The sequence below is a fragment of the Desulfovulcanus sp. genome, assembly GCF_982781345.1.
In genome coordinates this window covers 21,363-33,423 of record NZ_CEYAEZ010000006.1, presented here as the reverse complement: position 1 = coordinate 33,423, position 12,061 = coordinate 21,363, and the positions used below count along the sequence as shown (strand labels likewise).

Annotated in this window: 10 protein-coding genes and 1 CRISPR repeat array; all 10 genes read left to right on the top strand. The window is 42.8% G+C overall.

The window, feature by feature from the left end:
- Positions 1 to 207 precede the first annotated feature (207 nt).
- Positions 208 to 480 (top strand): hypothetical protein, encoded by a 273-nt coding sequence (locus AC3WVG_RS01845; protein WP_488796477.1) that lies wholly within the window; start codon positions 208 to 210, stop codon positions 478 to 480.
- 123 nt (positions 481 to 603) lie between these two features.
- The gene (locus tag AC3WVG_RS01840; RefSeq protein ID WP_488796476.1) at positions 604 to 861 is read left to right on the top strand and encodes a hypothetical protein; all 258 of its coding nucleotides are present in this window, start codon (positions 604 to 606) and stop codon (positions 859 to 861) included.
- 89 nt (positions 862 to 950) lie between these two features.
- Positions 951 to 3,296, top strand: a complete 2,346-nt coding sequence (cas3, locus tag AC3WVG_RS01835) for a CRISPR-associated helicase Cas3' (protein WP_488796475.1) — start codon at positions 951 to 953, stop codon at positions 3,294 to 3,296.
- Between the two features lie 11 nt (positions 3,297 to 3,307).
- A complete protein-coding gene (cas5c, locus tag AC3WVG_RS01830) occupies positions 3,308 to 4,039 on the top strand; it encodes a type I-C CRISPR-associated protein Cas5c (protein ID WP_488796474.1) in 732 nt (243 codons plus the stop codon).
- The gene (cas8c, locus tag AC3WVG_RS01825; protein WP_488796473.1) at positions 4,029 to 6,182 is read left to right on the top strand and encodes a type I-C CRISPR-associated protein Cas8c/Csd1; all 2,154 of its coding nucleotides are present in this window, start codon (positions 4,029 to 4,031) and stop codon (positions 6,180 to 6,182) included. Before cas5c ends, cas8c begins: the two co-directional genes overlap by 11 nt.
- Complete coding sequence (cas7c, locus tag AC3WVG_RS01820; RefSeq protein ID WP_488796472.1) at positions 6,166 to 7,131, top strand: type I-C CRISPR-associated protein Cas7/Csd2; 966 nt, start codon at positions 6,166 to 6,168, stop codon at positions 7,129 to 7,131. Before cas8c ends, cas7c begins: the two co-directional genes overlap by 17 nt.
- A 95-nt stretch (positions 7,132 to 7,226) precedes the next feature.
- Positions 7,227 to 7,487 (top strand): virulence RhuM family protein, encoded by a 261-nt coding sequence (locus tag AC3WVG_RS01815; RefSeq protein WP_488796471.1) that lies wholly within the window; start codon positions 7,227 to 7,229, stop codon positions 7,485 to 7,487.
- Positions 7,477 to 8,121, top strand: a complete 645-nt coding sequence (gene cas4 / locus AC3WVG_RS01810; protein ID WP_488796470.1) for a CRISPR-associated protein Cas4 — start codon at positions 7,477 to 7,479, stop codon at positions 8,119 to 8,121. Before AC3WVG_RS01815 ends, cas4 begins: the two co-directional genes overlap by 11 nt.
- Before the next feature lie 50 nt (positions 8,122 to 8,171).
- Complete coding sequence (gene cas1c / locus AC3WVG_RS01805) at positions 8,172 to 9,203, top strand: type I-C CRISPR-associated endonuclease Cas1c (protein ID WP_488796469.1); 1,032 nt, start codon at positions 8,172 to 8,174, stop codon at positions 9,201 to 9,203.
- 3 nt (positions 9,204 to 9,206) lie between these two features.
- Complete coding sequence (gene cas2 / locus AC3WVG_RS01800) at positions 9,207 to 9,497, top strand: CRISPR-associated endonuclease Cas2 (protein WP_488796468.1); 291 nt, start codon at positions 9,207 to 9,209, stop codon at positions 9,495 to 9,497.
- Between the two features lie 255 nt (positions 9,498 to 9,752).
- Positions 9,753 to 12,038: a CRISPR direct-repeat array (repeat unit 32 nt; unit sequence GTCGCCCCTCGTGCAGGGGCGTGGATTGAAAC).
- Between the last annotated feature and the right edge of the window lie 23 nt (positions 12,039 to 12,061).

Below are 12,061 nucleotides of genomic sequence, written 5' to 3'. Positions count from 1 at the left end.
CCGACCTGAAAGGCCGGGAAGGATAAAGGAATAAGCAAGATGATAAACTTTAAAAAAGCGGAATAAGTAAGTTGCCCTTACACCTTATCCCTTAATTCTTACCCCTTAAAAGGTCTGCGGTTAAAAAAACATTAGACTATTTTTTCTGGCAGGTGCAGACACCGGATACGCCCATCAATTACGACTTTGTATCTGAATAAGGGTTTATTGTCCCTGTTTAGAAAAATAGTTGGTGATGAAAAATTGCAGGAAATATTTTTTGAATATTTTCTGGGACAATTTGACTACAGCAAAAATAAATGGTTAGTCAACAACCTGACTTTTGTTTTTGGCAATTGTCCGTATAACTTCGAAGAAGAAGCTTTGCAATGGTATGAAAAGACAAAGAAATTTGCCACTAGGTTAGTTGGATTTCGCTATCACAAAGAAAGGTTTGTGAAAATTGTGCACGGAGAGGTGACTATAAAATTTAAATTATGAGGAGGTATTCTTTGTAATTGAATATGACAATAAACGTGATACTAATGCTGTGGTGTTTATTCGAAACAATGGTAAAAACTTAGTTATGTACGCAAAATGATTGCATTTTATCTGGCAAGATCGATGGATAAAGGCAGAATATATCGGGAAAATATTTCTGCTGTGCAGGGAGACTTCATTGAAGATGATAATAGTGTGTCTGGAGTTGATTTGCTAAAACTTTCAATGTATGGACATAAAAGATATAATTTTTCAGAAGAAAAGGTTACAGAGATATCACGTAATTACATCGCCCATTATAGACAATTCGATCAGACTGCCCAGACTGTTTATGAACATTTAAAAAATGTTTCGGCTATCTGTCATGATTTATATCAGTAGTTATTTACACACGAGGAAAAAAACAAAGAGAAGGGTTTGATGTTAAAATTTGTAATTAACATTTTTGAACTCAAAGGGAATATCAAAAGATGAGCTGGTTAGGACATAGTAAAAATGGTAATGGAAGTGGTCAACTTGAATTGTTGGCAATACATTTGAGTGCTGTTGCTAATCGAACTGCTAATTACATGAAATCATGGGGACAAGAATATTCTGGCCAAATTGCTGGACTCCATCACGATCTAGGGAAGTATGCAGATCAAATGAAAGAACGTCTTGAAAATCCAGGAAAGGTAGCCGGAAGGAATCATGCTGCTTCAGGAGCTTGTTGGGTTGCATATCATTATAAAAATGGTTTGCCATTGGCGTTGGCGATTCTTTACCATCACGGTGGCTTGAAAAAGTTTTTTGGTAGCCGCAAGCAACTGCTTAGAGAAATCTTGCAAGATTTTAGAGAGAATCCAGATCAATATACAGAAACAGAGATTGGCATACTGGCAGAAAGATTTGTCAATGATTTTCCAGATATTCATATTAAACCAGTTGAAAAATTACTTTCAGGAAAGATGGCTGCGGATATGTTGGATGTTCGCATGACAGTTTCAGCATTAATTGATGCAGATTTTATTGAAACAGAGGCTCATTTTGCCGGAGATTCGGTAGTGCCGAGAAAATATCGTCCAGAAGGTCCTCCATTAAATCCTGAAAAAGCCTTATCTGTACTTATGGATGTTGTTGATAAAAAAAATACAAAAAATAAAAAAGTGGGGAATGTTCGAAGAACTCTTTATTTAAGTTGTTTAGAGGCAGGCAGGCAACCAGCCGGGATATTTACTTTAACTGCACCTACTGGATCAGGAAAAACTTTATCTATGCTGGCTTTTGCCCTTCATCATGCTCAAATAAATGATTTGCGGCGAATTGTTTTGGTGATGCCATTTTTGAACATTATCGACCAGACGGCAAAAATATATCGTGAAATTTTTTCAGAAAAGAATGGTTTTCCAGAAAATTTTGTCCTGGAGGATCATAGCTTAGCCAGCTTTAGAGATATTGATGGCGATTATGATCTGGAGAATAAAGGGCAACGAACCAGAAAATTGCTGGCGGAAAATTGGGATGCCCCTATAATATTAACAACTTCAGTCAAGTTTTTTGAATCTCTGCATTCATGCAAAAGTTCACAGTTAAGGAAATTGCACCGACTAGCCAAAAGTGTCATCCTATTTGATGAAGCACAATCTTTGCCTCCCTCTCTGGCTACACTTTCCCTGGCCACACTTTCCCGGCTGGCTGCCCCTAACGGTCCTTATGGTTCCACGATTGTTTTTTCAACAGCAACACAACCCGCATTTGAAACTCTTTCGCAGACAATAGAAGAATATTCCGGTGTCTGTTGGAAGCCAAAATCTTTAATTCCTGAATGTAAGATTCAGCGGATGTTTGATGCTATGGCAGGGAGAGCACAGGTAGTCTGGAGAGAACAGGAATGTATAGAACTGGAAAATCTCGCCGAAGAGCTGCTGGCCTGCGAAAAACAGTGTCTATGTATTTTGAACCTGAAACGACACGCTCGACAATTGGCGGAACTACTTGCAGAACGTACGAATCCAGACACTATTTATCATCTTTCGACATTAATGTGTCCAAATCATCGGAAAAAAGTTTTGTCCATTGTTTCAAAAAGACTGGAAAACGATAAGCCTGTTTTGCTAGTTGCGACTCAATGCGTGGAAGCAGGAGTTGATATCAGTTTTCTACTGGTATATCGTGCTATGGCCCCTCTGGAAGCAATAGCCCAGGCAGCGGGAAGATGTAACAGGCATGGTGAAAAAAAAGGGACTGTTATTGTTTTTGTACCAAAAGATGAAAAAGGATTTTTCCCACCAGGATACAATGAAGGAATTTCCACAACAAAAATGTTGTTGGCGGAATACAGAACATGCGGAAGGAATCCTGATCATTTGAATTTATTAAATTCTCCCGGATTTATTCATCGTTATTATAAGTTATTTTTTCAGGTCGGACGTTATGAAACAATTCGTGGGTCACAGGCTGATTTGTTTCAGGCGGTTAAAGCCGGGCAATTTGACGATGTGGCAAAAAAATACAAACTTATTCCCGGGGATACAGTGAATGTACTTGTTCCTTATGATAAAGAAAGATTTGCATATCTATGTCATATTGTTCAGAAGCGAGACTACATGACAGGACAGGAAATTCGGCAATGGGTGGCTATGGCCAGAGAGCATGCCGTGGGACTTTTCCGTCCTGATCGTGATTCGTTTCAATGGCAGGCATTGGAGCCTGTACAGTTTGGACCAACTTTGCGGTACGATAATCATGACGCAGATTGGTTTATTTGTCTTCCGGAAGCAGAGTATGACGATCTGTGTGGATTACGATTACCAGAAAATTTTGTGGGAATTTGTTAGGAGGTGCCGACATGAAAAGAGGCAAAACGCATACGTTAAAGATATGGAGTGATTTCGGCTGCTTCTCGCGCCCGGAATTAAAAACAGAACGATTTAGTTATCCCTGTCCTACACCAAGTGCGGCAAGGGGAATATTTGATTCCATTTATTGCAAGGCGTACAATCGTCACACAAAAACCGCTCAATTTTATTGGCAGGTGGAGAAAATCGAATTGCTTTCTTATCCTTCCTATATTGCTTTGCGCCGTAATGAAGTTTCTCATACGGTTGTTGCTGATAGAACAATCAAACAATGGATGAGAAATCCAGAGAAAATAGCTCCTATTTTTGCGGATGAATGCCGCCAACAACGCCAGACTATGGCATTAAAGAATCCGGTGTTTCGTATCCATGCCCATATTGTTGCCCGTCCGGGTTTTGAAAAATCCATTAAGGCATATGATAACCAATTTGAACGGCGAGCAAGGCAAGGGAAATTTTTTGTCATGCCATGTATGGGATGCCGTGAATTTCCTGCATTTTTTGAATACATACCAGATAGTTCACAACTATCACCATCTGTTGATTTTAATCAGGATCTGGGGTTTATGCTGTATGATGTATTTGATCTTGGAATGATAAACAATGAATTTACCAAACCATTTGTCTCTGTTTTTAAGGCAGAAATCAAAAATGGCTGCTTGCATGTGCCAGCCTATCATGATCCGCAGGTTTTAAAACCGGAGGTAACTTATGCTTCATAAACTGCTTGAATATGCCGACCTGCATGGGATCAGGGGTGAGGCTGGTTTTTCTAACAAACGTATCCGGTTCCTTTTTCGGTTTTCTCCTCAAGGAGAGTATCTTGGCCTCCATGATTATGGCCCATCAGGAGAAGAGTTCGATAGTGTTCCGCATTTGCAGACATCGGGTGACAAACCTATTCGCCATTTTCTGGTGGACACGATCGAGTTTCTTGCGTTTTATCCACCACCCGCTGATAATTCTTTTGACCATGCCCTTGATGAATTAAAAGCCGCAACTGAAGAACTGCTCAACCATCTCCGGCAGGAGCCGGATTATGAGGAAATAGAGTCATTGTCCAGACAGATTATTTCTCTTTTTGAACAGAAAGAATACCTGGAATTGCGGGAAGGAAATTACAAAAAGAAATGGGGAAATCTATTAAAAAGAAGAAACAGGGGTAAAAGAGAAGATGTACAAACATTTTTGAGAAGACAAGGGATTGTAGACAGGATTTTTCAAAATCCGGAATTCAAAAGGCTCGGAAAAAATCAATTCTGCATGCGTTTGTTGCAAGAGGCTTCAGAGGCGATCCCTTTATTAGGAATAATATCCAAAGTTATGAGGAAACAACAAGTACTGGAAAAAATTCATGCAGATTTAGCCGAACACAAGGCGAAAGAAACAAATAATGCCACCTTTGCTGTTCTGGATAATGATGAATTGAAAATTTTCGTCCGTACCGAATCATGGCATGATTGGTGGAAAAATAAACATGCAGAATTAACTGATTCGTTGGGTAAGTACAAAGCACGTTGCTTTCTTTCAGGCGAAAATGCTCAACCTCTGTTGACGCATCCTAAAATAAAAGGACTTGCTCGTGTTGGCGGTACTGCTGAAACATCACTAATCAGCTTTGATAAAGGTAAAGGGGCATTTCAGTCATACGGTTTTCTTCAGGGAGAAAATGCACCTGTCTCGGTGGACGCGTCAGTGAAATATACTGCCGCAATTAATCATTTGCTCAATTACTGTCATCAGGAGCTTGCCGGATCAGAAGTGATTTATTGGTACTCCAAAGAAATTGAACCGATAGAAGACATCATTCAAGCAGCATTCACCGGCTTTGGTAAATTTGTGGAAGATGAGGATGAGACTGAAAACAACAAACAGCAGGAAGATCAGGCGATTCTTGATGCCAGAAAATTTCTTCAGTCCGTTGCCAGCGGCAAAGTACATCATCTTCGAGATGTTCAGTACTGTGCTTTGACACTGCAAGGCAACAAGGGGCGTGCTGTTGTTCAGAATTGGATGGAGGGGAGTTTTGTTGAGTTGGCTAAGAATTTTGATCAATGGTTTTCCGACCTTGAGATACCGCGCCTCTCCGGACGAGGTGCAGCCAGACCTCCTAAAATTGAGACTCTCATAACCTGTCTGCTCAAAGAAAGAAAGCCTCAACAGAAGAAGCAGGACTGGATAAAACCGGTGTCCGGTTTTCGAGATGCCATCTGGCGTGCTGCCATTGGTGGACGTGTGGTGCCTTTTCCCGAAAATACCGTACGTCTGGCTCTGGAACGACTTCGTGAAAGTATGTTGACGGACGAATGGGCAAACGCCATTGACGCAAATGGCGAAAAAATGGGAATGCGGCGCTCCAGGCTCTATGCCCGGATAGGACTTATCAAGGCATATTTAATTCGGAATATCAAACAGGAGATTAATATGGAAGAAAAAGAAAAAAATAAAAACAGTGTCTATTGGTTGGGTTGTCTGTTTGCAGTACTGGCCGAGTTGCAGAGAGCTGCTCATCAAAGCGATGGTGGTAAAAATGTCAGAGCAACCGTTGTGGATCGTTTCTATACCACTGCCAGCACCTGCCCAAAATTAGTGTATGGCCGTTTGCTCGCTCAAAGTCAGCATCATTTACGCAAACTGGAGAACTTAAACAAAACCGCGGCAAAAGCCATAAATCGTAATATTGCGGAAATTAGCCGGAATATTGATCTAAAGGAAGTACCGGATATGCTACCGCTGGCAGAGCAATCGTGGTTTGCCCTGGGATATTATCAGCAAATCGCTGATATGAATCAGAGAAAGGCTGAAGCGTATGCAAAGAAAAAAACTGAATCAAAAAAAGGAGAAAAGAATGACTGCGCCAATTAAACATCGCTATGAGTTTTTGTTTCTTTTTGATTGTGAAAACGGCAACCCTAATGGTGATCCGGATGCGGGAAATACACCAAGGATTGACCCTCAGGATATGCGAGGACTTGTTTCCGATGTGGCAATAAAACGCCGCATCAGAAATTATGTTCAATTGGCTTACGGCAATGTTGCGCCAAACGCGATTTATATTCAGAATGCTACGAATTTAAACACACAAATCGCTGTTGCCCATGAACAGACGAATGGTAATCTACCTACTTCCGCGACGAAAGATCAGGTTTCGGCTGCAAGAGCATGGATGTGTCAGAATTTTTATGATGTGCGAACATTTGGCGCGGTTATGTCCACAGGCGCAAATGCCGGACAGGTTAGAGGCCCTGTTCAAATTGCTTTTGCTAAATCAATAGATCCAATAATGCAATTAGATATTTCCATGACGCGCATGGCTGTTGCTGATAACTTAAAAGATGCCAATAGCAGTAAAGATTACAGGAAATGGGAGGATGAACAACCTGAAGACAAGATGAGAACCTTTGGGCGTAAATCGATAATCCCTTACGGATTCTTTATTGGCAAGGCATTTGTCAGCGCTCATCTTGCTGAACAGACGGGATTTACACCGGATGATCTTAAACTGTTTGTGGAAGCGTTGTTGAATATGTATGAGCATGACCGTTCTTCAAGTAAGGGGATAATGGCTACCCGCGTGGTTTACGCAATTAAACATATTGGGACTGATACTGTGGAAGAACAGCGGCTCCGTCAGGCAAAATTAGGATGTTGTCCAGCCCAACTTCTGTTTGAACAAGTTGTAAAAATAAAGCTCAAGGATGGAAAGCAGTTTCCACGGACATACGATGATTATGAAGTAAATGTAAACAAAGACGTAATTCCCGATGGCGTTGAGTTGCTTGAGTTTCCTGATGATATAGATAAGCTTGATTAATAAGGCTCTGTTATCGATTTTACATTTTGTGGTTTCAGTTGCTTTACTTGTAACTAAGCGACTTTAACAGTTTTCAACTTGTGGAAAGAACAAATATGGCTTTTAAACAGGGCGAACTGCTCCTCTACCAATCCGAGGATGGCAAAGCAGCGGTTGATGTGCGGCTTGAAGATGAGACGGTCTGGCTCACGTTGAATCAGATGGCAAAGCTGTTTGATCGTGACAAGTCTGTAATTTCGCGTCACCTGCGTAATATCTTTCAAAGTGGTGAACTTGTTCGCGAAGCAACTGTTGCAAAAAATGCAACAGTTCAAAAAGAAGGAAACAGAGAAGTGACCCGTGTTTATGTACTCTGAAGATGAATTGCTTCCTTTATCAGCCTTACAGCATTTAATTTATTGTCCCAGACAATGTGCTTTGATTCATGTAGAGCGCTTATGGGTGGAGAATAGATATACTGCTGAAGGACGTATTATGCACGAGCGCGTGCATTCGGACACTCATGAGACAAGGGGTAGGGTGCGTATTGTGCGTGCTCTGTCCCTGCGTTCTTTTCGTCTTGGGTTGGTTGGTCAGGCAGATGTTGTGGAATTTTATAAAGAAGATGCTGGTAAATCAGCACTGCGTCCTCGGCCTGTAGAATATAAGCGCGGTAGACCCAAAAAAGATGATTGTGACCTGGTTCAGCTTTGCGCTCAGGCTATGTGTTTGGAGGAAATGCTTGGTTACTCGATTGATTGCGGTTATCTTTATTATGGCAAAACAAAGCGCCGTTTGCTTGTGGAGTTTAATAGACCATTGCGAGAGCAAACAGAACAGACAGCGCTAAAATTGCATGAACTTATCTCTTCCGGCCAGACCCCGCCTGCTCAATACAGCTCTAAATGTGAGAGATGCTCATTTTTATCTAGGTGTATGCCTCGAATCTGCACAGGCCATAAATCTGCCACGAGATATTTAAAACAGGCTATTATTAACTCTTCGACTTAAGTAAAAATTGTCACCTCTCACATAGGGGCGGGGGATAGAATAAAAAAGGTATGAAAAAAATTCTAAATACCCTTTATGTAACAACTCAGGGGGCATATTTAGCCAAAGAAGGTGAATGCGTTGTAGTAAAAAAAGAACAAAAAGTCAGGTTGAGAATTCCAATTCATAACTTGGGAGGGATTGTTTGTTTTGGTCAGGTTTCATGCAGTCCTTTTTTAATGGCCCATTGTGCAGAACATAATGTGGCTATTAGTTTTTTAACGGAAAATGGCCGTTTTCTGGCAAAAGTTCAAGGACCAGTCTCTGGCAATGTGCTTCTGCGGCGTGAACAGTATCGACAGGCGGACGATGGAACAAAGTCGGCCCAGATTGCATATTTTATTCTTACAGGCAAGTTGATTAATTCAAGGGGTGTTTTGCAAAGAATGCTGCGTGACCATGCAGATAAAATTGAAGAGGATACTGTTAAAAGTGCAAGCGACAGGATTGCAGCTACTTTGCTTCAGGTTTCACCTGACTTGGACTTGGATGCCTTGCGCGGCCTCGAGGGGGATGCTGCGCACTCATATTTTAATGCCTTTGATCAGCTTGTACTCAGCCAAAAAAAACATTTTCAGTTTTCAGGTCGTAACCGTCGTCCTCCTCTGGATCGTATTAACTGTCTCCTTTCTTTTGTTTATACCATTCTTCTTCACGATGTGCGTTCAGCCCTGGAAACAGTAGGTTTAGACCCTGCTGTTGGTTTTTTGCATAGAGACCGTCCTGGCCGCCCTGGCCTGGCTTTGGATTTGATGGAGGAGTTTCGTTCAATTATAGCAGATAAACTTGTGCTTTCATTGATTAACCAGAAGCAAGTCAAACCACAGGGGTTTACCCAAAATGAAACAGGCGCGGTATTTATGAATGAAGAAACGCGGAAGGAAGTTTTGGTGGCCTATCAAAAACGAAAAAAAGCAATAATAACCCATCCGTTTCTCAAGAAAAAAATGGAGCTGGGTCTTATTTTTCATATTCAGGCCATGCTTTTAGCTCGTTATCTTCGGAAGGATTTGGATGGATATCCCCCTTTTATATGGAGATAGCAAATGATGGTTCTTGTCAGTTACGATGTGTCAACTATTGATGCAACTGGGGCAAAACGCTTGCGTCGAGTAGCTAAAACCTGCCAGAATTATGGCCAAAGGGTGCAGTACTCTGTTTTTGAATGTATAGTTGATCCTGCCCAATGGGCAGTATTCAAGGCAAAATTAATAAATATAATTGATCCTGAAAAAGATAGTTTACGTTTTTATTTCCTCGGCTCCAACTGGAAAAGACGTGTCGAACATATTGGAGCTAAGGAGGTAGTGGATTTAGAAGATCCCTTAATAGTATAGACTTTTTCTCTGACAACGACATGAACCAGGCATGTCGTTTATTTGGTTTGGTTAGGCAAATGGAATAACAAAACAATACGGTTGCGAACCACAAGAGAACATAAAATTCCTATAGTTTTCGCAAAATATTTTCTTTAATTATTTTAGGTTGTTATTTAGGCGTATAAGTTGAAAAATATTTTTTATTTCAAAAAGTTATACCTTCGCAAGGAAAGCAATTTTTTTGTTTAAAATTCAATAAAATAAAAGTAGACAGTCGCCCCTCGTGCAGGGGCGTGGATTGAAACTATGCGTATCAGTTATTTGCCGACCACACTTAATGTCGCCCCTCGTGCAGGGGCGTGGATTGAAACAACTGATAATCGGATAATTGCTGATTATCTGGGTCGCCCCTCGTGCAGGGGCGTGGATTGAAACTCTTGTTGATTACTTCGGAGAGTGTTTAAAAGATGTCGCCCCTCGTGCAGGGGCGTGGATTGAAACAGTTTTAGGCGTTCGTATTGGAAAGTTTATAAAGGTCGCCCCTCGTGCAGGGGCGTGGATTGAAACGCTAAGGAAACACAATAACATAAAGGGAGAACGAGTCGCCCCTCGTGCAGGGGCGTGGATTGAAACGCTTGATGACGTGCCGGAACTGACCGAGAATGAAGTCGCCCCTCGTGCAGGGGCGTGGATTGAAACTCAATTAACTCTTTTACTATCATTTCACCCCTCCCGTCGCCCCTCGTGCAGGGGCGTGGATTGAAACATCCTGTTTTTTCTCTTCATCCTGTGCCCACAGCCGTCGCCCCTCGTGCAGGGGCGTGGATTGAAACGAAGTTCTGACTTTTGCAATTAAAGTAAAAAGAAGGTCGCCCCTCGTGCAGGGGCGTGGATTGAAACACTAAACCGCTGGACGTGGCTAATACATACAGCCCGTCGCCCCTCGTGCAGGGGCGTGGATTGAAACTTCTAATTCCGGCGAATTTTTGTAATTTGATATTTGTCGCCCCTCGTGCAGGGGCGTGGATTGAAACAACCCCTATTTTTTACTTAAATCCAACTTAACCGGTCGCCCCTCGTGCAGGGGCGTGGATTGAAACTCAAACCAACCTCACTAAATGGTTTTTTAGCCCCGTCGCCCCTCGTGCAGGGGCGTGGATTGAAACAATAACCGGAGACCCAGAATCAACTTGTAACTGAGTCGCCCCTCGTGCAGGGGCGTGGATTGAAACGCTATCAATGTAACAAATTAAAAAGTTGTACCAGTCGCCCCTCGTGCAGGGGCGTGGATTGAAACTCTTACTCAATCAATTATTTTTCCGAAAAATTATGTCGCCCCTCGTGCAGGGGCGTGGATTGAAACTAGAACCGATCACCGGCGATGAAGCTATGGAGACGTCGCCCCTCGTGCAGGGGCGTGGATTGAAACCAAGATAAAGTTGAACGCAACAAACCTAAACCACCGGTCGCCCCTCGTGCAGGGGCGTGGATTGAAACTTTTGACTAGTGTTTATATCGTGTTTATAGCGTGGTCGCCCCTCGTGCAGGGGCGTGGATTGAAACCGGTTCAATAACTTCTCCTGATACCTGACCGGCAAGTCGCCCCTCGTGCAGGGGCGTGGATTGAAACAACATCTGCCGTGGCCCTGCCAGCCAATTCGCTTGTCGCCCCTCGTGCAGGGGCGTGGATTGAAACTTACTAAATCATCTATACCACGATTTATTAAATGTCGCCCCTCGTGCAGGGGCGTGGATTGAAACCGGAGCAGGAAATAGATAAGGTCAAAAGAGAAGGTCGCCCCTCGTGCAGGGGCGTGGATTGAAACCGGTGACAGGGCTGTTTGGATTCGGGACCATGCTGTCGCCCCTCGTGCAGGGGCGTGGATTGAAACCGTAAAGGTTAATTTTTTGTTGGCTTGTGGTTAGTCGCCCCTCGTGCAGGGGCGTGGATTGAAACTGCGACTATTGTTATTGATGGAGTGGCTTATGAAGGTCGCCCCTCGTGCAGGGGCGTGGATTGAAACTAGTTATAAAAAACGTACGCAGGGCTCGCATTTTGTCGCCCCTCGTGCAGGGGCGTGGATTGAAACTTGTTCTTTGTTTCGTTGCCTGCGTTTTCGGCGGTCGCCCCTCGTGCAGGGGCGTGGATTGAAACCTGTGATATTAAAGGACAATAAGTTTGAAGTTCGAAAGTCGCCCCTCGTGCAGGGGCGTGGATTGAAACTAATCTCTCTAATGCCTCGTTTAACTCACGATAAATGTCGCCCCTCGTGCAGGGGCGTGGATTGAAACCTTTATTTTAATTTCCTTTTTGACTAGCTCTACAGGTCGCCCCTCGTGCAGGGGCGTGGATTGAAACAGTTAGGTGGTTTTGCAGGTTGGATTGGTAGTTGTGTCGCCCCTCGTGCAGGGGCGTGGATTGAAACCGTTTTGCACCAATCCGCTTTGAATCATGTATTTGTCGCCCCTCGTGCAGGGGCGTGGATTGAAACCTGAAATACTTTTGGGATACAATAATACAAGAGCCGTCGCCCCTCGTGCAGGGGCGTGGATTGAAACATTTAATGCAATAATTAACTGTC

Coding starts and splice junctions, on each gene's coding strand:
- AC3WVG_RS01840 (WP_488796476.1), top strand. CDS start 604: ATGGATAAAGGCAGAATATATCGGGAAAATATTTCTGCTGTGCAGGGA.
- cas3 (WP_488796475.1), top strand. CDS start 951: ATGAGCTGGTTAGGACATAGTAAAAATGGTAATGGAAGTGGTCAACTT.
- cas5c (WP_488796474.1), top strand. CDS start 3,308: ATGAAAAGAGGCAAAACGCATACGTTAAAGATATGGAGTGATTTCGGC.
- cas8c (WP_488796473.1), top strand. CDS start 4,029: ATGCTTCATAAACTGCTTGAATATGCCGACCTGCATGGGATCAGGGGT.
- cas7c (WP_488796472.1), top strand. CDS start 6,166: ATGACTGCGCCAATTAAACATCGCTATGAGTTTTTGTTTCTTTTTGAT.
- AC3WVG_RS01815 (WP_488796471.1), top strand. CDS start 7,227: ATGGCTTTTAAACAGGGCGAACTGCTCCTCTACCAATCCGAGGATGGC.
- cas4 (WP_488796470.1), top strand. CDS start 7,477: ATGTACTCTGAAGATGAATTGCTTCCTTTATCAGCCTTACAGCATTTA.
- cas1c (WP_488796469.1), top strand. CDS start 8,172: ATGAAAAAAATTCTAAATACCCTTTATGTAACAACTCAGGGGGCATAT.
- cas2 (WP_488796468.1), top strand. CDS start 9,207: ATGATGGTTCTTGTCAGTTACGATGTGTCAACTATTGATGCAACTGGG.